At 43.3% G+C, this 23,034-nt stretch carries 21 protein-coding genes; all 21 read left to right on the top strand.

Annotated features, from left to right (window positions below; genetic code table 11):
- The first annotated feature begins 205 nt into the window (after positions 1 to 205).
- Positions 206 to 850: a hypothetical protein gene (locus H7T97_RS01475; RefSeq protein ID WP_150906186.1), complete on the top strand. Its 645-nt coding sequence runs from the start codon at positions 206 to 208 to the stop codon at positions 848 to 850.
- Positions 851 to 1,084: 234 nt separating this feature from the next.
- Positions 1,085 to 1,579, top strand: a complete 495-nt coding sequence (locus tag H7T97_RS01480) for a YkgJ family cysteine cluster protein (RefSeq protein WP_003001664.1) — start codon at positions 1,085 to 1,087, stop codon at positions 1,577 to 1,579.
- Positions 1,579 to 2,268: a pyrimidine 5'-nucleotidase PynA gene (gene pynA / locus H7T97_RS01485; protein WP_049483623.1), complete on the top strand. Its 690-nt coding sequence runs from the start codon at positions 1,579 to 1,581 to the stop codon at positions 2,266 to 2,268. Before H7T97_RS01480 ends, pynA begins: the two co-directional genes overlap by 1 nt.
- A gap of 123 nt (positions 2,269 to 2,391) precedes the next feature.
- Positions 2,392 to 2,664, top strand: a complete 273-nt coding sequence (rpsP, locus tag H7T97_RS01490) for a 30S ribosomal protein S16 (protein ID WP_003007475.1) — start codon at positions 2,392 to 2,394, stop codon at positions 2,662 to 2,664.
- A gap of 20 nt (positions 2,665 to 2,684) precedes the next feature.
- Positions 2,685 to 2,924 carry an RNA-binding protein KphA gene (gene kphA / locus H7T97_RS01495; RefSeq protein ID WP_003001620.1) on the top strand — a complete coding sequence of 80 codons (240 nt, stop codon included), beginning with the start codon at positions 2,685 to 2,687 and terminating at the stop codon, positions 2,922 to 2,924.
- A 42-nt stretch (positions 2,925 to 2,966) separates the two neighbouring features.
- Entirely contained in the window at positions 2,967 to 3,299 is a 333-nt protein-coding gene (locus H7T97_RS01500; RefSeq protein ID WP_049507369.1) for a MazG nucleotide pyrophosphohydrolase domain-containing protein, read from the top strand.
- A gap of 53 nt (positions 3,300 to 3,352) precedes the next feature.
- On the top strand, positions 3,353 to 3,871 hold the full coding sequence (gene rimM / locus H7T97_RS01505) for a ribosome maturation factor RimM (protein WP_201089103.1): 519 nt from the start codon (positions 3,353 to 3,355) through the stop codon (positions 3,869 to 3,871).
- Positions 3,861 to 4,577, top strand: a complete 717-nt coding sequence (trmD, locus tag H7T97_RS01510) for a tRNA (guanosine(37)-N1)-methyltransferase TrmD (protein ID WP_201089105.1) — start codon at positions 3,861 to 3,863, stop codon at positions 4,575 to 4,577. Before rimM ends, trmD begins: the two co-directional genes overlap by 11 nt.
- Positions 4,578 to 4,715: 138 nt before the next feature.
- Entirely contained in the window at positions 4,716 to 7,037 is a 2,322-nt protein-coding gene (locus H7T97_RS01515; RefSeq protein ID WP_201089107.1) for a CAP domain-containing protein, read from the top strand.
- Between the two features lie 228 nt (positions 7,038 to 7,265).
- Positions 7,266 to 8,009 carry a DeoR/GlpR family DNA-binding transcription regulator gene (locus H7T97_RS01520; protein ID WP_003001800.1) on the top strand — a complete coding sequence of 248 codons (744 nt, stop codon included), beginning with the start codon at positions 7,266 to 7,268 and terminating at the stop codon, positions 8,007 to 8,009.
- Positions 8,006 to 8,917: a 1-phosphofructokinase gene (gene pfkB / locus H7T97_RS01525; protein ID WP_201089109.1), complete on the top strand. Its 912-nt coding sequence runs from the start codon at positions 8,006 to 8,008 to the stop codon at positions 8,915 to 8,917. The genes H7T97_RS01520 and pfkB overlap by 4 nt, the downstream gene beginning before the upstream one ends.
- A complete protein-coding gene (locus H7T97_RS01530; RefSeq protein ID WP_201089111.1) occupies positions 8,914 to 10,881 on the top strand; it encodes a PTS fructose transporter subunit IIABC in 1,968 nt (655 codons plus the stop codon). The genes pfkB and H7T97_RS01530 overlap by 4 nt, the downstream gene beginning before the upstream one ends.
- 131 nt (positions 10,882 to 11,012) lie before the next feature.
- On the top strand, positions 11,013 to 11,387 hold the full coding sequence (locus tag H7T97_RS01535; RefSeq protein WP_155171936.1) for a DUF1149 family protein: 375 nt from the start codon (positions 11,013 to 11,015) through the stop codon (positions 11,385 to 11,387).
- Positions 11,388 to 11,390: 3 nt separating this feature from the next.
- Positions 11,391 to 12,239, top strand: coding sequence for a DegV family protein (locus H7T97_RS01540; protein WP_201089113.1), 849 nt, complete (start codon positions 11,391 to 11,393; stop codon positions 12,237 to 12,239).
- Between the two features lie 10 nt (positions 12,240 to 12,249).
- On the top strand, positions 12,250 to 13,017 hold the full coding sequence (gene dapB, locus H7T97_RS01545) for a 4-hydroxy-tetrahydrodipicolinate reductase (protein ID WP_201089115.1): 768 nt from the start codon (positions 12,250 to 12,252) through the stop codon (positions 13,015 to 13,017).
- The gene (locus H7T97_RS01550; RefSeq protein WP_201089117.1) at positions 13,014 to 14,225 is read left to right on the top strand and encodes a CCA tRNA nucleotidyltransferase; all 1,212 of its coding nucleotides are present in this window, start codon (positions 13,014 to 13,016) and stop codon (positions 14,223 to 14,225) included. Before dapB ends, H7T97_RS01550 begins: the two co-directional genes overlap by 4 nt.
- The gene (locus H7T97_RS01555) at positions 14,222 to 16,090 is read left to right on the top strand and encodes an ABC-F family ATP-binding cassette domain-containing protein (RefSeq protein WP_201089119.1); all 1,869 of its coding nucleotides are present in this window, start codon (positions 14,222 to 14,224) and stop codon (positions 16,088 to 16,090) included. Before H7T97_RS01550 ends, H7T97_RS01555 begins: the two co-directional genes overlap by 4 nt.
- Positions 16,091 to 16,099: 9 nt before the next feature.
- Positions 16,100 to 16,618, top strand: a complete 519-nt coding sequence (locus H7T97_RS01560) for a hypothetical protein (protein ID WP_201089121.1) — start codon at positions 16,100 to 16,102, stop codon at positions 16,616 to 16,618.
- Between the two features lie 85 nt (positions 16,619 to 16,703).
- Positions 16,704 to 17,663 carry an ROK family glucokinase gene (locus H7T97_RS01565; protein WP_049522723.1) on the top strand — a complete coding sequence of 320 codons (960 nt, stop codon included), beginning with the start codon at positions 16,704 to 16,706 and terminating at the stop codon, positions 17,661 to 17,663.
- Between the two features lie 78 nt (positions 17,664 to 17,741).
- Positions 17,742 to 18,581, top strand: a complete 840-nt coding sequence (locus H7T97_RS01570) for a thymidylate synthase (protein WP_201089123.1) — start codon at positions 17,742 to 17,744, stop codon at positions 18,579 to 18,581.
- Positions 18,582 to 18,784: 203 nt separating this feature from the next.
- On the top strand, positions 18,785 to 23,034 hold a 4,250-nt coding region (locus H7T97_RS10245), incomplete at its 3' end, for a CshA/CshB family fibrillar adhesin-related protein (RefSeq protein ID WP_260314048.1).

Below are 23,034 nucleotides of genomic sequence, written 5' to 3' on the forward strand. Positions count from 1 at the left end.
AGTAGAGCCCACTCAACCACTGCGTCTTGCTCGACAATCCAAAAATAATTGAGAGGCTAGGACTTTTGTCCCAGCCTTTTGTTTTAGGTTCAAAAGAAATAGACTGAATGAGAAAGGTTTCATCAGATGTGACACTTATCCTATTTTAAAATACCCACTTTCATGGTAGACTAGAGGAAAGAAAACGTTCTCAAGGAGGTTGAGCATGAAACACAAATTATGGGTCACATCACTGACGATTCTTTCTACCTGCACATTAATGGCTTGTAGTCACACCACTCAAAAGGACACAGCAGCTTCTTCTACAAAAGAAAGTAGCAGCAAAGTCGAAAAGCAAACAAGCAGCTCTTCGTCAAAGGATACTGCTTCTACAAAGAAAAACACTTCCAGTCAAGAAACCAAGCGGATTGGAAATGCAGATTATGGATACATCGATATTCCAAGTAAATGGTTCAAGTTCACGGATATCGATGGGACAGAAGCTGTCCAGTATACGGATGGGAGCGGCTATAATATTGTCACCTTGAATAGCTTTACGCGGGAAAAGGCCAAAGTTCCTGCGGATATCGAGTTTAATGCAGAATTTCTAGCCAAGAAACTGGCCGTTATGTGGCAAGATAACCAGGATGTTGGGAAGATGACGGGAGCGCGGACTAAAGTCGCAGGACTGGACGCCTACCAGCTTCAAATCATCATGAAATCTGGTCAATACCTGATTACTTGGATCTTCCAGAAGGGTGAAAAAGTTTATACCATTTCTTTTGAAGGGGATGCAGAAACCTTGAAAACCTTTATCCCATACATCGAAAACACTTGGAGCCTAGATGGAACAGGTGCTGTAACGGATTGATGAAGAGGAAGTTTGGCTTAAACTATCCAGAGGCTTCGATGTTTGATAAGAATAACAGTATGACGCAGTGGTTGATTGGTATCTTTGTTCGCTTTTTAAGCTCCAAAGATAGCCTAATCAACTGTGCGGGGGTGGGAAAACGAACTCTCCTTAATTAGTCGGAGTTCTGTCCCACTCCCTTTTTTACATCCTTTATGGTATAATCTTTCTATTGTTTAGAAGAGGAAATAGAGGATGACACAGGAAATTGATATTGAAAAATACCATCAGTTAGCTCTCCAAAAGCAAAAGGAGCACCGCAAGGTATTGGCGAATCTCAAGAAGAAGCCACCTAAGAATTTAGATAAAATAGCGCAAGAAATCCACGATGAAGTTTTCCAAGAAATCGATTGTACGGCTTGTGCTAATTGCTGCAAGACCTTAGGGCCCGATTTTAAGGAAGCCGATATCACGCGGATCGCCAAATATTTCAAGATGAAACTTCCTGCTTTTGAGGCAGAATTTCTTCAAGTTGACGAAGATGGGGACAAGGTTTTTAAATCCATGCCTTGCCCCTTTCTTGGTGGGGACAATCTCTGTTCCATCTATGATGTTCGCCCAAAAGCTTGTCGGGAATTCCCTCACACCGATCGTAAGAAGATTTATCAGATCAACCATCTGACTATCAAGAATACCCTCACTTGCCCAGCGGCTTATTTATTTGTAGAAAAATTGAAGGATCGTTTGTAATGGCATATACATTTTTACTTTTTGATTTGGACCATACCTTGTTGGACTTTGAATCTGCTGAAGAAACAGCCTTGACGCAGATGTTAGAAGACATGGATTTTCCAGATGTACAGGCCTTTAAGGATTACTACAAACCCATGAACCAAGGTCTCTGGAAGGATTTGGAGCAAAAGAAGTTAACCAAGCAAAAGCTAGTGGATAGTCGGTTTGCGATCGGGTTTGCCCACTTTGGGATTTCTGTTGATGGGGCTGAGATGGCTCTTCGCTATCAAGATTACATCAGTCTTCAAGGGCAGTCTTTCCCAGGTGCGGAGGACTTACTGGCCCGACTTGAAAAAGCGGGTTACCAGCTCTATGGTGCAACGAATGGAGTGACCGCCATTCAAGAAGGACGCTTGGCTCATTCTACAATTGCTTCTTATTTCAAAGAGGTCTTTATCTCTGAGCAGCTTCATACTCAGAAACCAGAACCTGCATTTTTTGACAAAGTTGGCCAACTGATTCCAGGTTTTAGCAAGGAAGAGACCCTTATGATCGGAGATTCCTTGACGGCGGATATCGCAGGAGGCCATGCTGCGGGGATTGATACCGTCTGGTATAATCCTGATCGTAAGGAAAATACCAGCCTGGTAGTACCGACTTATACCGTTAGCAACTATCAAGAAATCGCCGATTTACTGATAAAATAAAAAATTTTAAATACTGTCAAGTTTTTTTCTTGACAGGTCTATAAAATGTGTTATAATAGATCATGTGCTAAATAGCTTGTCTATTTCACCGAAAATTAAAATATAGAAAAGAGACTTATAAAAATGGCAGTTAAAATTCGTTTGACTCGTATGGGTTCTAAGAAAAAACCTTACTACCGTATTAACGTAGCAGATTCACGTTCACCACGTGATGGACGTTTCATCGAAACAGTTGGAACTTACAATCCACTTGTTGAAGAAAACCAAGTAACTTTGAAAGAAGACCGCGTTCTTGCATGGTTGGCTGATGGAGCTCAACCTTCAGATACAGTTCGCAACATCCTTTCAAAAGCTGGTGTGATGAAGAAATTCCACGATTCTAAATTCTCAAAATAATTTTTTAAGTAGGTTGATGTATGGATACGATTGAAAATCTCATTATTGCAATTGTGAAACCCTTGATTTCACAACCGGATGCCTTAACCATCAAGATCGAAGATACTCCTGAATTCTTGGAGTACCACCTTGACCTTGATCCTAGCGATGTTGGTCGTGTAATCGGTCGAAAAGGTCGCACCATTTCTGCGATAAGAACGATTGTCTACTCTGTCCCAACTGAAGATAAAAAAGTAAGAATCGTTATTGATGAAAAATAAAAAGGCGGGACTTAGTCCCGTTTTTTGTTGCAAGGAGAAAGAATGAAAGAAGTGACTATTCGGCAGTTACAAGCCTATTTACAAGAACATTACCAGAATACCCGGACGGAAGAAGGTTTGTTTATCAAGCTGGTTGAAGAGGTTGGCGAAGTAGCCGAGGTGTTAAATGGACGTTCTGGACGGAAAGCGGGTGTCCAAGATTCAAATGAGGAATTGGCTAAAGAACTAGCTGATATCATTCACTACACGGTCGCTATCGCGGCCATTAATGAAATCGACCTTACTAAAACTATCTTTGAAAAAGATAAAACAGCAGCCGTAAAATACCAGCACGAGCGGGATTTGGAGCAGTTTCTAGCAGATAAGTCCATTTGAGAAAATCTCTTGAACGTGATAAAATAGAGTGAATAAACTACACTGGAGAAATCATGAATTACTTTAACGTTGGGAATATTGTCAATACCCAAGGCTTACAAGGAGAAATGCGGGTCTTGTCTGTAACAGACTTTGCGGAAGAGCGTTTTAAAAAAGGAGCTGAGTTGGCTCTCTTTGATGAGAAGGATCAGTTCGTCCAAACAGTGACCATTGCTAGCCATCGCAAGCACAAGAACTTCGACATCATCAAGTTTAAGGATATGTACCATATCAATGCCATCGAGAAATTCAAAGGCTTTAGCCTCAAGGTTGCGGAAGAAGACTTGACGGATTTGGAGGATGGTGAATTCTATTACCATGAGATCATCGGCCTTGATGTTTACGAAAATGACCAGCTAATCGGCCAGATCAAGGAGATCCTGCAACCAGGTGCCAATGATGTCTGGGTCGTAAAACGCAAAGGAAAACGTGACCTTCTCCTCCCTTATATCCCACCAGTGGTCCTCAATATTGATATCCCAGGAAATCGGGTGGATGTAAACATCTTAGAAGGGTTAGACGATGAAGATTGATATTTTAACTCTCTTTCCAGAGATGTTTTCCCCTTTGGAGCATTCGATTGTCGGAAAGGCGCGTGAAAAGGGACTCCTTGAGATCAACTACCATAATTTCCGTGAAAATGCTGAGAAGGCGCGGCATGTGGACGATGAACCCTATGGTGGGGGGCAAGGTATGCTCTTACGTGCTCAGCCAATCTTCGATACCTTTGATGCCATCGAAAAAAAGAATCCGCGAGTGATCTTGCTAGATCCAGCTGGTCGGACTTTTGACCAATCTTATGCTGAAGAATTAGCTCAAGAAGATGAATTGATCTTTATCTGCGGTCACTATGAGGGCTACGATGAGCGGATCAAGACCTTGGTAACGGATGAGATTTCACTGGGGGATTATGTGCTGACAGGTGGGGAACTTGCTGCCATGACAATGATTGATGCGACAGTCCGCTTGATTCCAGAGGTGATCGGCAAAGAGTCCAGTCACCAGGATGATAGTTTCTCGTCTGGACTTCTAGAATACCCTCAATACACACGGCCTTATGAATACAGAGGAATGACAGTTCCCGATGTTCTCATGAGTGGTCATCATGAAAATATCCGTCAGTGGCGCCTCTATCAGAGTTTGAAAAAGACCTTAGAACGTCGGCCAGACTTGCTAGAAAACTATGAGTTGACAGCAGAAGAAGAGAAGATGTTGGAACAAATTAAACAAGAAGACTAACAGCGTCAGCTGTTTTTCTTTTGCCTCAAAAATTTATGAAAAAAACTTTTTAAACCTACTAGTTATTGGTAACAAAATGTGGTATGCTAAGGGGTAGAGAAACTTCAAGAAAATGATTAAGTTTTGGGGGTGAGTTTAATGGGAAAAAAATTAGGAAAATCGGTTTTCACGACAGGGATTGCAGCAACTACAGTCCTATCTGGTATGTTTCATCACAAGGCAAATGCCGAAGAGGTCAAGCAAAATGAAAATCCAGAAACCAACAGCACGGAAGTAGTTGAAAAACCAATTACAGTTGATGAGTTGAAGCAAATCACAGCTCAAAAAGGGCAAGTGGTCAAAGATGTCCACTACCAGGAGCAAAAAGTGATCGATGCTCAAACGGAAGTCAAGGCGGCTGGGCAAGAGCTGGAAGAAAAGAAAGCAGAAGTGACGGATGCGGAAAACCTCATCGCAACGACTTCAGATGCCCAAGTTCAGAATGCAGAAAATGACGTCAAGGTGGCTCAAGCTTATGTGACTATCGAAGAAAATAAGGTTCGAGAAGCAGAAGCTGCACATGATCAAGTTGTAGAAGCTGTTCGTCAACAGGAAAATCAGGTTACTGCTCAGGAATCTTTGGTCGATGTAGCACAAAATGAATTGAACCAAGCCAAAGCACCGATTTCAAATGATGAGAATGTGCTCAACCAGGCTTTGTTGGAGCAAAGTCAAGTCGAGCAAAGTGTTCGAGAATCTCAGAATTACCTTGCAACCTTACAAGCAAGTCAGCAAACCGGTTCAGATACAGTGGCTCAAATTGAGAACGATATTCAACTGGCTCAAACGCGTCTGACAGATTTGAAAGCGGTCATCGCAACCAAGGAAGCAGAATTGGCAGCCTTAGAACAAGCCGCAGCCAATAGCCCAGTTCAGTTGAGTCAAGCGACTTATGAAGGTTATTTGCAACACTTAGCAGACAATGGCAATGAAGCTGCAGCGAGCGCTTTAGCCCTCTACAAACGTGGTCGGGAAGAAGATGGCTTGACAGTTGGAGAGTCTGGCTCTTTGCAAGCCAACCTTCGAGCTCTTGAAATTGCCGATGCCATCAATAGCTATCGTCGGAATGCCGGCTTGCCTGAATTGGAACTGGATCCTTATTCCCTTCCTGCCAGCCAAGTACAGTTGGAATACTTTAAGAAAGCCAACTGGCATATGTTTAAGTATTTGCCAAATGAGAACATTGCATATGGCTTCTCACCTGCTGGTGCGGTTGACTTTTGGTACAATGAAAAAACGGCTTATCAAGAGGTAGCGGCTCAATATGGTCTACCAACAGACGAAACTCAAATCGATGCCAATGATATCTATATGAAGATTGGTGCTGAGGCCTTTGCTAAGGTTGGTCACTACCTCCAAATGGTAGACAACAAAGCGACAGCTTTATCAGTCGCTTATGACCCAAGTAATGCCATGTCAGAAGCAGCTTTCTTACACAGTCCGGTCCATTCAGCAGTGTCAACCAGTGCACTCGCTTACCAATTGCGTCAGGGAGCTGGGGCTACGACGACAAGATCAGATGTCAAAGCAAAATCTGATGAAGTCGCTAATCTCAAGCTGGACAAGGCCAATCAAGAGTCTCAAATCATTATCTTGCAAGGCAAATTAGAAGACGCCCGCCATGCTAATTCAAATGCGGCAGTAGAGATGGCCAATGTCCAAAAGACCATCCAAAATTACAAGATTCTTCTCGTTAGCAAGGACCATGCGGTTGAAAAGGCGAAGGCGACTCTTGATGTATCTCGAGGTCGGATTGAAGCAACCATCCAACCAAAAGAAGCAGCCCTTCAAAAAGCGAAAGATTTGTTGGCAGCTGCGCGTGAGAAATTAGATCGTTTAAAAGCGGAAGAAGCAGAAAAAGCCCAAGTCGTTCAAGAAGCGCATGAGGGCTTGAAGGCGGCGCAAGAACGACTAGTTGCAGCTGAAAAACGTCTTTCTGACTTTAAAAATGCTCCAGAATTATTGGTCAAAGCCCAATCTGTTTTATCAGCTGCGGTGGCTAATTTAGAGAATAAAAAAGAAAAATTGGAAGCAGAATTCACAACCCTGCAATCTTATCAAAGTGTTGTGGAGCTGTTGAATTCCCAATATGAAGATCTAGCGTCGCGGATGGATCCAGCTATTTTAGAAGCAGCAGATATGCCGATGGATATCCGCTCAAGCAATCCAACTACTTTTTCGGATAGACCAACAGTTCTTCCAACAACTACCAATAGTCCACAAGTGCAAGCACCAACAGCTACTCCAGCTCCAAAACAAGAAGCTAAAGTAGAAGAAATCAAACCCAAAAAAGAAAACAGCCAAGCTGTGGCAAGTACAGATTCTTCCAAATATGCAGCAGCAACAACAGGTGTTGCCGTCGGGCTACTTGCTGGATTGTTTGGTTTCAAGAAAAAGAAACAATCTTCAAAAAATGATTAAGACATACCGAAGATAGAGTGGATGCTTAGACACTTTATTGCTTAAACTCTTCAAAGAAGATTGATGAGGGTGGGAAAAGAACTCGCTTAACAAAATGAGTTCTTTCCTGCTCTTTTTTGTACAATTTTAGAATTTTTGAAAGAAAATGATAGAAAATGATAAAAATTGTTGACATTTTTTGAAGAAAGAGTATAATGGTTCATGTAATCGATTGCAAAAGGAGGAGAAATGCTTAAGTCTGAACGAAAACAATTTATCCTCGAAAAGGTATTGAAGGAAAAATTTGTTTCCTTAGAAACCCTTGTACAAGAACTGGGGACGTCTGAATCAACCGTTCGACGTGACTTGGATGAGCTAGAAGCTGAAAGCAAACTTCGCCGGGTTCACGGCGGTGCGGAAAGCCTGCATTTTCTTCAAGAGGAAGAAAGTAATAAAGAAAAATCTATCAAAAACATTCAAGTTAAGTCAAAAATTGCGGTGAAAGCGGCGGAATTGATCAAAGATCATGATGTGATCTTTATCGATGCCGGGACGACCAATGAACTCTTGGTACAAGAAATTGTCAATCCAACGGTAACTGTGGTGACCAATTCGATTCACCATGCGACCAAGTTGGTCGAGCGAAATGTTCCAACGGTCATCATCGGTGGGAAGGTAAAATCTTCTACAGATGCTAGTATCGGAGGGATTGCTCTCAATCAGATCGGTCAGTTGAATTTTGACAAGGCCTTTCTTGGAATGAATGGAATCGATGATGAATTTTACAGCACTCCAGACCTGGAAGAAGGATCTGTCAAGCGTGCGATTATCGAAAATGCGAAAAAGACCTATATCCTAGCGGATGATTCGAAAATTGGGGTGACATCCTTTGTCAAAGTGGCTCCTATCAAGCGAGCCATGATTATTACCAATCAATGTGAACCGCAACGATTAAAGGTTTTAAAAGAAAAAACGGAGGTTATAGAGGTTTGATTTATACAGTAACACTGAATCCAGCAATTGACTATATTGTCCGTCTCGATCATGTAGAGACCGGAGCGGTCAATCGGATGGCTTCAGAAGATAAATTCGCCGGTGGTAAGGGAATCAATGTCAGTCGTGTCTTGAAGCGTCTCGATATCGAGAACACAGCGACTGGATTTATCGGTGGCTTCACCGGACGCTTCATCGAAGACGTATTGACTAGCGAAGCCATTTCAACCAACTTTGTGACAGTGGACCAAGATACACGGATCAATGTCAAGATCAAGGCCGATGAGGAAACGGAAATCAATGGGAACGGCCCAGAAGTGACAGAAGCTCAGTTGCAAGAATTGCTCAGCATCTTATCGAGCTTAACAGCAGATGATGTGGTAGTCTTTGCAGGATCTGCCCCATCTTCACTTGGAAATGCCATTTACAAACAATTGATCGCAGCAACTCGTGCGACAGGAGCGCAAGTCGTTTGCGACTTTGAAGGGCAAACCTTGATTGATTCCTTGGAGTTCAATCCCCAATTGGTCAAACCAAACAACCATGAATTGGGAGATATCTTTGGCGTTACCTTGACGGAATTGCCAGAAATTGAACGCTATGCCAAAGAAATTTTGGCCAAGGGTGCACAAAACGTCATTATTTCCATGGCGGGTGATGGTGCTCTTCTGGTCAGTCCAAGCGGCACTTACTTCGCAAAACCAATCAAAGGGGAAGTGAAGAATTCTGTTGGAGCTGGAGATTCCATGGTAGCAGGCTTCACTGGGAAGCTCGCAACGACGGGAGATGTTATTGAAGCCTTCAAATGGGGAGTGGCTTGTGGAACAGCGACCACTTTCTCAGATGATTTGGCAACAGCTGATTATATAAAAGAAACTTATGAAAAAGTAGAGGTAGAAAAACTATGAAAATTCAAGACGTTTTAAATAAAAACGTGATGTTGTTTGACCTTCAAGCAACAGATAAAGAGGGCGTGATCAATGAGATGATTCAATCGCTCGTTGATAATGGTGTGGTGACAGATTTTGACACCTTCAAGGCTGGAATCATGAACCGTGAAGCACAAACTTCAACTGGTTTGGGTGACGGAATTGCTATGCCCCACAGCAAAAATGAAGCAGTCAAAGAAGCAACGGTCTTGTTTGCAAAATCAAACAAGGGTGTGGACTATGCTTCGCTTGATGGCCAACCAACAGACTTGTTTTTCATGATCGCAGCTCCAGAAGGGGCAAATGACACTCACTTGGCAGCCCTTGCTGAATTGTCTAAGTACTTGATGAAACCAGGATTTGCAGACAAACTTCGCCAAGCAAGCACTCCTGATCAAGTGATCGCAGCCTTTGATGCAGAAGAGCAAGAAGCTGCCGCTGAAGAAGCGAAAAAAGCAGAAGCAGTCAAAGAAGCAGCTTCGTCTGACAAACCTCTCATCGTTGCCGTTACAGCATGTACAACAGGTATCGCCCACACTTACATGGCAGAAGAAGCCCTCATCAAAAAAGGGGAAGAAATGGGTGTTACAGTCCGCGTTGAAACCAACGGGGCATCTGGTGTCGGCAACCGCTTGACAGCTGAAGAAATCGCCAAAGCTGAAGGGGTCATCATTGCAGCTGATAAAGCAGTTGAAACCGCTCGTTTCGATGGCAAAAAATTGATCTCTAAACCAGTCGCAGCCGGTATCCGTCAGACAGAAGAATTGATCCAAACCATCTTGGATGGAAAAGCAGATGTCTTCCACGCTGAAAATGCAGCACAAGCTAGCGCTAGCCAAGAAAAATTGAGCTTGGGTGGAGCTTTCTACAAACACCTGATGAGTGGGGTTTCTCAAATGCTCCCATTCGTTATCGGTGGTGGTATCTTGATCGCCCTTGCCTTCTTGATCGACCAAGTTCTTGGTGTGCCTCAAGATCAATTGTCTAGTCTTGGTTCTTATCATGTATTAGCAGCACAATTTAAAACAATTGGTGGAGTAGCCTTTGGCTTCATGCTTCCTGTACTTGCAGGTTACATTGGATTCTCAATCGCTGAAAAACCTGGTTTTGTAGCAGGATTTATTGCTGGATCTATTGCTAGCTCAGGTTCAGCATTTGGAAATATCGCCTACGGTGCTGCTAAAGGTGAATTACCAGCAGCCGTATCATCAGGTTTCCTTGGAGCTTTGGTAGGTGGTTTCCTTGCAGGTGGAGTTGTTCTCTTACTTCGCAAAGCCCTTGCAGGTCTTCCACGTTCACTCGATGGTATCCGCTCTATCCTTCTCTTGCCATTACTTGGTGTTGGTTTGACAGGATTCTTGATGTTCCTCATCAATATTCCAATGGCTGCTATCAATACTGGTCTTAACAACTTCCTTTCAAGCTTGTCAGGTAGCTCAGCTGTCCTTCTTGGACTTCTCGTCGGCGGTATGATGGCTGTCGATATGGGTGGACCAGTTAACAAAGCCGCTTATGTCTTCGCTACAGGTACACTTGCTGAATCTGTTGCTTCAGGTGGTTCTATTGTTATGACAGCTGTTATGGCAGCTGGTATGGTTCCTCCATTGGCAGTATTCGTAGCAACTGTATTGTTTAAAGATAAATTCACACAAGAAGAACGCGATTCAGGTTTGACAAACATCGTTATGGGTCTTTCCTTCATCACAGAAGGTGCCATTCCATTCGGTGCAGCTGACCCAGCTCGTGCCATCCCTAGCTTCATTGCTGGTTCAGCATTGACAGGTGCCCTTGTTGGTCTTGCAGGCTTGAAACTCATGGCTCCTCACGGAGGAATCTTCGTTATCGCTCTTACATCAAATCCACTTCTATACATCTTGTTCGTATTGATCGGTGCAGTCGTAAGTGGTATCTTATTCGGATTGCTTCGCAAACCTAAAAACTAAATATGATTAAAAGGTTGGGAATGCCCAACCTTTTCTTCTTGTACTAGCGAAAAAATCCCCTCAGTCGGCGTTGGTATCTTGAGCTGAATTATGATATAATAAGCCTATCGCATATTTTTAGGAGAATAAAAATGGATATTCAACGTGAAAAAGAATTTGTCAGCCAATACCACTATGACGCTCGTAATTTTGAGTGGGAAAAAGAAAATGGCATCCCTGAAACAAAAGTAGATGTAAACTTTCAATTGATCAATCGTGATCAAGAACAAAACACGACTTCTTTGATTGTCATCTTGAGCTACATGATCGTTTTTGACGGTTTTGTGATCAGCGGAACCATCACTCAAATCAACCACTTGTTCGGTCGTTATGTCAATGAACCAAGTGAATTCAGCAAAGACGAAGTGGAAGAATTGGCTCGTCCTTGCTTGGACATGCTCAATCGTTTGACTTATGAAGTCACAGAAATTGCCCTTGATTTACCGGGTATTAATTTGGAGTTTTAATCAATGAAATTAGCAGTGATTACGGATTCGTCTGCCTATTTACCGCAGCACCTTCTCCATCACGACGACTTATTTATTTTAGACATTCCGATCTATATCGATGGGGAATCCTATGTGGAAGGGAAGAATCTGACACACGACGAGTTCTACCAAAAAATGGCTGCGTCTAAGGAATTACCAAAGACGAGCCAACCTAGTGTGGCAGAGTTAGAAGAAATCTTATCTGGTTTGACAGCTAAGGGGTATACGCATGCTCTTGGTCTCTTCTTGTCATCAGGTATCTCTGGCTTCTACCAAAATATCCAATATTTGAAGGACGAATTTGAAGGCTTGACCGTCGAATTTTCTGACTCAAAAATCACTAGCGCTCCATTAGGAATGATGGTAGAAGATTGCTTGAAATGGGCTGGTGAAGGTCGTTTGTTTGATGAGATTGTGGCCAATGTCCAACATCAGATTGATGGGACCACTGCCTATATCATGGTGGATGATTTGAATCACTTGGTCAAGGGTGGCCGTCTGTCAAATGGCGCTGCCATCATTGGCAATCTCTTGAGTATCAAGCCGATCCTTCACTTTAATGACCAAGGTGTCATCGAAGTTTTTGAAAAAGTCCGTACGGAAAAGAAAGCCATGAAACGCTTGGTGGAAATCGTTGATGAAGGACTCACCGGAGGGCATTACCAAGTCTTTATCATCCATGCTAATGTACCTGAAAAAGCCGAAGCGCTTCGTCAGATGTTGGTGGCTGAAGGGGTGGAAGGAGAAATTCCTTTTGCCACTTTTGGAGGGGTGATTGGGACGCACTTAGGTGACCATAGCTTAGCAGTTGGGTATATCCCTATCGTTTAAGGAGAATTCTATGTCAATTAAAGTCGTTATTGCAGGTTTCAAGGGGAAAATGGGGCAGGCAGCCTACCAGATGGTTTCTGAAGATCCTGAGCTAGAACTAGCTGGCTTGATCGATCCATTTACTGATGAGACAGAGGTTGCAGGGGTCCCTGTCTTTAACCGCAAAGAAGATGTCGTGGGTCTTGAAGCAGATGTTTGGGTGGACTTTACCATGCCAAAGGTTGCTTACGAGAATACTCGCTTTGCAATTGAAAATGGCTTTGCTCCTGTTGTAGGGACAACTGGCTTTACGCCTGAGCAGATTCAGGAATTGACAGACCTTTCGCGTGAAAAGGATTTGGGTGGCTTGATTGCTCCCAACTTTGCTATTGGAGCTGTGCTCTTGATGCAATTTGCAGCGCAAGCTGCCAAGTATTTCCCAAATGTAGAAATCATCGAATTGCACCATGATAAGAAGAAAGATGCACCGAGTGGAACAGCCATTAAGACAGCTGAGCTGATCTCTGAGAAGCGCGAGAAAATCCAGCAAGGTGCAGCAGATGAAGAAGAGTTGATGCCTGGAGCAAGAGGGGCAGAGTTTGAAGGGATGCGCATCCATTCAGTTCGATTGCCTGGCCTAGTCGCTCACCAAGAAGTGATTTTTGGTAGCCAAGGCGAAGGCTTGACTCTCCGTCATGATTCCTATGATCGTGTTTCCTTCATGACAGGAGTAAATCTAGGGATTAAAGAAGTTGTCAAGCGTCATGAGCTTGTTTATGGTTTGGAACACTTACTATGAGATTAGAAAAGATGCCTTCTGAGTTTCAGGAGGCTTTACCAATATTAGAGAAGATTAAAGCAGCTGGTTTTGAGGCCTATTTTGTCGGGGGATCTGTCCGAGATGCACTCTTGGATCGTCCCATTCACGATGTCGATATCGCTTCCTCCTCATACCCAGAAGAGACCAAGGCCATTTTTGATCGAACAGTGGACATCGGTATCGAACATGGGACTGTCTTAGTTCTTGAAAATGGGCAAGAATATGAAATTACGACCTTCCGGACGGAGGATGTCTATGTCGATTATCGCCGTCCAAGCTCCGTGTCTTTTGTACGCTCACTAGAAGAAGACCTCAAGCGCCGTGATTTTACGGTTAATGCCTTTGCCTTAAATGAAAAAGGAGAAATTGTTGACCTCTTTCATGGACTAGAAGATTTGGAAAACAAGGTCCTTCGGGCCGTTGGGCTTCCTCATGAACGGTTTAACGAAGATGCGCTCCGGATCATGCGAGGTTTTCGTTTTCAAGCTAGTCTCGGCTTTGAATTAGAAGAGGCAACCTTTAATGCTATGAAGGAGTGTGCTCCATTACTTGAGAAGATTTCAGTAGAGCGTACCTTCATCGAGTTTGATAAACTCTTGCTTTCTCCATACTGGAGACAGGGCTTGGAGGCTATGCTGGCCAGTGGAGCCTATCACTATCTGCCAGAGATGAAGGATCGCAAAGAAGCAATCGAGCGTTTGTTTGATATAGAGTTGGAGTATACCTTTTCAACTTCTGAGCAAGCCTGGGCTGCTTTGGTCTTAGCACTAGAGATTCAAGATATTCCAAAATTCTTTAAGAAATGGAAGACCTCTAGAGACTTTGCCAAGACGGTGGAGCAGATCGTGGAGATTCTAAAGCTCCGAGAAAAAGGAAGTCTAGATAAGCGTGCCTGTTACAAGTATGAGAAGCGTATGTTGCTAGTGGCTGAAGAGCTTCGTGAAGCGTATGCCCTAAGTGTGGATTATTTGGCTATCGAGCGCGTCTATGATAGCTTGACCATTCATGATAAGCACGAAGTGGTGGTCAATGGTGGCATGCTGATCAAAGAATACGGCTTTCAACCTGGTCCAGCCTTGGGAGAGATTTTGACAAAGATCGAATACGCCATTGTCGATGGGGAGCTGGCCAATGAAAAAGAAGCCATCATTGCCTATATCCAGCAAGTAAAAGAGGAGGAAAAATGAGCGATTTTATTGTCGATAAATTAACCAAATCTGTCGGAGATAAGACCGTCTTTCGTGAGATTTCCTTTATCATTCATGACTTGGATAGGATCGGATTGATCGGGGTCAATGGAACTGGAAAAACCACTCTGTTAGATGTGTTGTCTGGTCGCTCTGGATTTGATGGAGATGTGAGTCCTTTTTCTGCCAAGAGTGATTATACGATTGGTTACTTGACGCAGGAGCCAGACTTTGATGATCATAAGACGGTTCTTGACACAGTATTATCCAGTGATTTGCGTGAAATGCAGCTGATTCGTGATTATGAATTCTTGATGGCGGATTACCGAGAGGAGAACCAAGCACGTCTGGAGAAGGTGATGGCGGAGATGGATTCGCTCAATGCTTGGGAAATTGAGAGTCAGGTCAAGACAGTCCTTTCCAAACTTGGAATTGAAGACTTGAACGCCAAAGTTGGGGACCTATCTGGGGGCTTGCGTCGTCGGGTGCAACTGGCCCAAGTTTTGCTGTCTCACCATGACCTGCTCTTACTAGATGAGCCGACCAACCACCTGGACATTGATACTATCGAGTGGTTGACTAATTTCTTGAAGAACTCTAAGAAAACTGTGCTCTTCATTACCCACGATCGCTATTTCTTGGATAATATCTCGACGCGGATCTTTGAGCTGGATCGAGGTGGCTTGATCGAGTATCAGGGCAACTACCAGGATTATGTCCGCTTAAAGGCTGAGCAAGACGAGCGTGATGCAGCCCTTCTTCATAAGAAGCAGCAACTCTATAAGCAGGAGTTGACCTGGATGAGGCGTCAACCTCAGGCGCGTGCGACCAAGCAACAGGCTCGGATCAATCGTTTCCATGATCTTAAGCAAGACTTGTCTGTTCAAAGCAACCAGACAGATTTGGAGATGAACTTTGAGACCAGCCGAATCGGAAAGAAAGTCATCGAGTTTAAAGATGTGAGTTTTGCTTTTGAAAACAAGCCGATTTTACAGGATTTTAACCTCTTGGTGCAAAACAAGGACCGCATCGGGATCGTCGGGGATAATGGCGTCGGCAAATCGACCCTGCTCAATCTGATCGCCGAACGACTACAGCCTCAGTCAGGTCAAGTCATTATCGGGGAAACCGTGCGGGTGGCTTATTTCTCGCAACAGATTGATGGGTTGGATGAGAGTAAGCGCGTGATTAATTTCTTACAAGAAGTTGCCGAGGAAGTGAAGACGACTGTCGGAACAACTTCGATCGCTGATCTCTTGGAGCAATTTCTCTTCCCACGCTCTATGCACGGAACCTTGATCGAAAAACTCTCCGGTGGTGAGAAGAAGCGCCTCTTTCTTTTAAAACTTTTGATTGAAAAACCCAATGTGCTTCTCCTCGATGAGCCAACCAATGACTTGGATATCGCTACCCTGACAGTTTTGGAAAACTTCCTTCAAAACTTTGGAGGTCCCGTTATTACCGTTAGCCACGACCGCTATTTCTTGGACAAGGTCGCAAGTAAGATCCTGGCTTTTGAAAACGGGGGCATTCGAGAGTTCTTTGGCAATTATACGGATTACCTGGATGAAAAAGCCTTTGAAGCAGCTCAAGTAACGGCCAGTCACAAGGTTGAAAAAGAGAAACCTGTCAAGCCAAAAGAAGAGAAGAAACGCATGAGCTACATGGAAAAGCAAGAGTGGGCAAGCATTGAAGCAGATATCGAAGCCATTGAAAATCGGATCGCAGAGATTGAAGTGGAGATGAATGAAAACGGCTCTGACTTTGGCAAATTGTCAGCCCTTCAAAAGGAATTGGATCAGGAAAATGAGCGATTGCTTGAGAAGTACGATCGTTATGAATACCTGAGCGAATTAGATGAATAAGGAGGCCCTATGAATCAATTGAACCGTATATCCCTTGGGATTTCAGCCACTATTTTTACCATTATCGGTATCGTCTTGTTTATCAATCCGATTGAGCACATCGGCTCATTTAGCTGGTTGATTTCCTGTGGCTTCTTTTTAATTTCCCTTTCGCGTTTTTCACGCTATTACCGATTGCGCCAAGCTGGTGTCATTCAGCAGCAACAGCTCTTTCACAGTATGGTCGCTTTGGTTTTTGCGGTCTACTTACTGCTCTATGGCTACAAAACCTTGCCGATTGTCTTTCCCGTTACTTTAGGAATTTGGCTGATCTACCGTTCGATTTTAAACTTCCGAAAAGCAAATTTCTACTCGAGGAAGGTTGAGGAACTGTCCAAGCGTTATATTTTCTTTGCCTTGCTACAACTCTTTATTGGATTGTTCTTAATCGTTAGTCCACTCTCGATAAGTGTCTTTCTATTAAATATTATTGGCTTGATTTTCCTCATTCTAGGATTTCAATCCTTTAGTCTCTTGTTAAAAAGTTAAGAAAAGTTACGTGCAAACCTTTGCGTTTGATAAAAAGTCTGATATAATAGATCTGTAAGTGTTTACAGGTTGAAAGGAGTAATAGATGTCTAAAAAAATTATTGGGATTGACCTTGGAGGAACTTCCATTAAGTTTGCTATCCTTACTTTGGATGGGGAAGTTCAAGAAAAATGGTCTATTAAAACAAATATCTTGGATGAAGGTAGCCATATCGTAGATGATATGATCGAATCCATCGCGCATCGTTTGAAAATGCTTGAGCTTGATGCTTCTGAATTCCAAGGAATTGGAATGGGATCACCTGGTGTCGTTGATCGTGAAAAAGGTACAGTTATCGGTGCCTACAACTTGAACTGGAAGACCCTTCAACCAGTCAAAGAAAAGATCGAAACTGCCCTTCATATTCCATTCTTTATCGATAATGATGCCAACGTTGCTGCTTTGGGTGAACGTTGGAAAGGGGCTGGTGAAAACCAACCAGATGTTGTCTTCATGACACTTGGTACAGGTGTCGGCGGTGGGATCGTCGCTGAAGGTCGTCTCTTGCACGGTGTACGTGGAGCTGCTGGTGAGCTTGGTCACATCACTGTTGACTTTGATGATCCAATCCAATGTACCTGTGGTAAAAAAGGCTGTCTTGAAACGGTTGCCTCAGCAACTGGGATCGTCAACTTGACTCGTCGTTATGCTGATGAGTACGAAGGGGACTCTCAATTGAAAGTCTTGATCGACAACGGAGAAGAAGTAACGGCTAAAACGGTCTTTGACCTGGCAAAAGAAGGCGATGCTCTTGCTTTGATCGTCTACAAGAACTTCTCACGTTATCTTGGACTTGCTGCTGCCAACATCGGTTCAACCTTGAACCCATCTAAGATTGTTATCGGTGGTGGGGTATCTGCTGCTGGAGACTTCCTCTTGGATGGCGTGCGCAAGGTCTTTGAAGAAAACTCATTCCCACAAGTACGTGAATCTACTCAATTGGCGCTTGCTACATTGGGAAATGATGCGGGTGTCATTGGTGCCGCATCTCTAGTATTACAATAAGATTAAAAGGAGATTTGACTCTCCTTTTTTCTTTATCCTGTGATATAATGAAGGCAATAGTAGATTAAAGGAGGAGATATGACAAAAGCAGATACAATTTTTAAAGAAAATATTCGAAAAATCATGGAAGAAGGGGTCTGGTCAGAGCAGGCCCGTCCTAAGTATAAGGATGGTAGAACAGCCAACTCCAAGTACATCACGGGAGCCTTTATGGAGTTTGACCTCTCAAAAGGCGAGTTTCCTATCACGACCCTTCGTCCCATCGCCATTAAATCAGCTATCAAAGAGATGCTCTGGATCTACCAGGATCAATCGAATAGCTTAGACCTGTTAGAAAACAAGTACAATGTCCACTACTGGAATGACTGGGAAGTAGGGGATAGTCGTACCATCGGTCAGCGCTATGGCGCTGTGGTCAAAAAGCATGACATTATCAATAAAATCCTCAAACAATTAGAAGCCAATCCTTGGAATCGACGCAACATTATCTCGCTCTGGGATTATGATGCCTTTGAGGAGACCGACGGACTCTTGCCATGTGCTTTTCAGACCATGTTTGACGTGCGTCGGGTTGATGGAGAGATCTATCTAGATGCGACCCTGACCCAGCGTTCAAATGATATGTTGGTAGCCCACCATATCAATGCCATGCAATATGTGGCTCTTCAGATGATGATTGCCAAACACTTTGGCTGGAAGGTCGGAAAATTCTTTTACTTCATTAATAATCTACATATTTATGATAATCAATTTGAACAGGTTGAAGAGTTACTCCGTCGGGAGCCTTCAGATTGTCAGCCACACTTGGTTTTGAATGTACCAGATGGAACCAATTTCTTTGACATCAAACCAGAAGATTTTGAACTGGTCGATTACGATCCAGTGAAGCCACAATTGAAGTTTGATCTTGCCATTTAGTGATAAATCAAGGTTTTTTGATGCCCGGATCTATTGGTAAAATCCTTTTAGAATTAAAACAATTATAGCTAAAAATTTTTACTCATTTTTGAGTCAAAATGTTTTGAAAATCGTTCGGATTTTGTTAAAATAGATAAGGTTTGTAAAAACTAAACAATTTTAAAAAGAATGTTAATTTATAGATAAATATGGAGGTCCATTAGATGGGGAAAGACTTATTTAATGATCGTATTAGCAGATTCTCAATTCGTAAACTGAATGTGGGTGTTTGCTCAGTACTATTGGGAACACTTGTCATGGTTGGTACAGCAGCAAGTGCAGCCGCAGAAGAAAATACAAATACAACAAGTGAAAGTGTAGCAGCAGTTGCAACAGCATCAGAAGCGCCTGAAGCGTCAACAGCTACAGCAACTTCAGCAACATCAACAGCTGCAACGACATCTACTTATGATGCAAACGCAGCAATCACTGCACCAGCGACTTCTACTGCTGCAGCAACATCAACAGCACCTGCTTCAACTAGTGAAGCAACTAGCACAAGCACAGCAGCGTCTGCAGCCTCGACTGCACCAGCAACATCAACTGCACCAAGCCTAGAAGTAACTATGCCAGAAAATAATGCGGCAGCTGCTTCAACATCTGCAGATAAAAAAGAAACACCAACTCTTTCAGCTGGACAAGGTGTAACACCAAACAATACAGTCGTAACGGAGGAGACAGCCAACACTTCTCGCCGTCGTACTCGTCGTGCAATCGGAGATCCTAATGATCCAAGCTTGATCGGGGATGACGTTGAAGACGCAACTTCAACTCCAAAAGTTGAAAAACCTGGCTTTACAACAGATCTTGATGCCAAATCTATGACTAGCCAGATTACTTGGTTGGACTTTGGAGATGTAGCCAACTGGACAGGGGCAAAAACAGTCATCGTTCCTAAAAATGACCAACATCCTGATAAAGATTTAGAAGAAAGATTAGCTCTTCAAGTTGGTGCTACCTATACCAAGGAAATCATGCCTGGCTATGTAGTCACTGTAAAAGTTAAATCTTTGAAACCTTTCCAAGCAACTGAAATCTATAAAAAACGGATGGAAGAGCAAGGGGCTACAGAAGCTGAAAAAGCAACCTATGATCCAAATGCAAAAAATGGATATGTAAAGGGTGTTACTTCAACAGGGGCTAAAAAAGCTTTTAACAATGGCGAAGAAGCCGACGTTGTCGCTGATGCTCAAAATAATTGGACTGAAATTAGATTTGAAAATGTTGATACGAAAACCAAGAAGACTACCATGAGTTCAGCTATGAATGGTGGGAATATTGGGGTTCAGTTTGAAATCTCTGCAACCTTCCGTGGAAAGAAAGTTAAACCGGCTGTTGTCATGGCTGATGGAGAGTCTGCTAACCCTGGTGAATTTGTTATGTTCACTACCAACGGACAAGGTTGGCAGCACATTGGGGAATGGAAGAAATTTACTAGAGGAAACACCTCTGTACCTTATCAACCACAAGATACAGACAACCTTTTGGGACCTAAACCTAAATATAATAACATTAACCTAAGACAACTTCGTGATTCTACTGAAGTTGGACCAGAAAAGAAACCAGTAGCTTGGAAATATTTCGGAAATCCTGACCAAGTAACTGCTGGTCTTGGGACTGGTGTCTTTGGACCAAATATTTCTGCAGGCGATCCTTCTGTTCCCCTTGTGATGACGCGTGGAGCATCTGAAGTGGGACTTTATATCGCTTCAGCTGGTAAACAGTCTGCTATGCTAGGATTCTTCCCACTTGATGAAGGGGATGCTCCTGAGTCATATGGTAAGGCAGTCCATACCATTGCAACTGTTGACGGTGTTACTGGAGCTAAAGTAAATCAACCGTATCTTGGTAACGTTAGTCCTGATATGGATGAAAACACGACTCTCGACTGGTTCGGTGATGATAAGGCAACTACGGCCGATGAAGGAATTAACCAACTGCTTCCAGATGAACTCAAAGGGACAACCAATGAGATGATCAAGATGGATCGTACACGCCCAGGTAACTACAAAATGTCAGTTCAAGCCCATTTGGATGGAGCTTCAGAAGCACATATCTATGGTTGGGTAGACTTTAACCAAAATGGTAAATTCGATGAGGATGAACGCTCAAATCTCGCTACAATCACACAAGATGGCACTGTTGAGTTGACCTTTGCAAACAGCAAGACTTACGTCGATCCTAGCGTCAACGAGCTTGGTGCTCGTGTTCGTATCGCTAAGAAAGCGAACGAGATCGAAAGCCCAACTGGCATGGCCTTCTCAGGGGAAGTAGAAGACTTCAAGACTCAAATCACCCACCCACCAAAAGGGGAATTCAAGGAAACTTCTGGTCCTCAAGCTACTAAACAAACAGCAACTGTAACCTTTACAGCACGTGGAGAGCACAAGTATGAACCTAACTCTCATGCAGTCATCGACGAGACAGTAGAACCATACATCGTTGACAAAGATGGCAACCGCGCAACTCTTGATGCAGATGGTTACTATGTCGTACCAGGTCAAGGGAAGTACAAGATTACTGCCAATGGTAAAGATGTAGACGTTGAATTTATCCCTGAAGATAACTTCCTAGGAACAGCTGATGGTATTTCTATCCGTCGTTCAGATAACAACGGTTACGATACTGGTTGGTCAACCAAATTCCCAGACCAAGAACCAAACATTAATGGTCAGTTGAATACTATGGATGGTCAATACGTTCCAACAGTCACTCCAATTGAAATTGAAGGGGTTGACAAAACTTCGACTGATGTTCAAGGGGCAACTCAAAAAGAAACACCTACCTTTAATACAACTGCTACTAACTTAAATGGTGATAAGATTGCAATCACTCCAAGTGCAGAATACCCGGCTAAGTTGGTAGATCCAGCTACAGGTCGCACGATTGATGAGCCATCTGTAACAGTTGAAGGGGAAGGAACTTATACGATTAATCCTTCAACTGGAGAAGTAACCTTCACTCCAGAACCAAGCTTTACTGGTACAGCCAAAGGTGTGGAAGTTACATTGTCAGCGCCAGTTGGACGTAATAAAGACGGTAAGGTTCAAGAGGAGTACGTTAAGACAGCTACAGCTAAGTACACACCAACTGTTACACCAATCACAGTGACTCCTACAGACAAGGTTTCTGCGGATGTTCAAAACGTTCCTCAAACTCAAACACCAACCTTTGATTTGAGTAACGACAAGACTGCTGAAATCACTAGCAAGAAATTGGTGGATCCGGCAACTGGTCAACCAACTGATGAAACAACAGTGACAGTAGCAGGTGAAGGTAGCTATACTATCGACCCAACGACTGGAGCAGTAACATTTACGCCAGAAAAAGACTTTGTTGGTACTGCAAAAGGAGTAACTGTTCAGGCAACTGCTACTATTACAAATGCTAATGGTAAGACTGCAACCATTACTTCAGATGCGACCTACACACCAACTGTTGTGCCAGCAGTTCCAACTGCAAACCCTGCAACTTCAAAAGATATCCAAGGTGCGACTCAAACCGGTACACCAACCTTTGCAGGAACAACTGTTCAAGTAAATGGTGAAGATAAAGCTATTACCATAAAAGACAATAGCTACACATTGCTAGATAAAGATGGTAACGAAGTTTCAACGACACCAGCTTATGCGGCAGACGGTACAACCGTGATCGGTAACTTCACAATCGACCCAGCAAATGGTCAAGTAACTTTCACACCGACTGATAAATCATACACTGGTGCAGTCACACCAGCCAAGGTTCAAGCTGAAAGCTCAAACGGTATCAAGGTGGATACAACTTACACACCAGAAATCGTTCCAGTAACCCCAACAGCAACATCAGCTGAAACAAAAGATGTTCAAGGTGCAACTCAAACAGGTAAACCTGAATTCAAGGGTGGAACCGTAACGGTTGATGGCGTTGAGAAGACTGTTGAAATCAATGAAGATGTTCCAGCAACATTTGACGACGGTTCAACAACTAAGACCGTTGAAGGTGTTGGTACTTACACAGTAGCAGCAGACGGTACTGTTACATTTGTACCAGAAAAATCATTTGTCGGAACTGCACCAGCAGTGACGGTTGTTCGTGAAGATAAGAACGGAACCAAAGCTTCTGCAACCTACACACCAACAGTATTGCCAGTAACACCTGAAGCAACATCAGCTGAAACAAAAGATATTCAAGGTGCAACTCAAACAGGTAAACCTGAATTCAAGGGTGGAACTGTAACAGTTGATGGCGTTGAGAAGACTGTTGAAATCAATGAAGATGTTCCAGCGACATTTGACGATGGCTCAACGACTAAGACAGTCGACGGTGTTGGTACTTACACAGTAGCAGCAGACGGTACTGTTACATTTGTACCAGAAAAATCATTCACAGGTAAAGCACCAGCCGTAACGGTTGTTCGTGAAGATAAGAACGGAAC

Source organism: Streptococcus parasanguinis, from assembly GCF_016648925.1.
In the GTDB taxonomy this organism is placed as follows: Bacteria; Bacillota; Bacilli; order Lactobacillales; family Streptococcaceae; genus Streptococcus.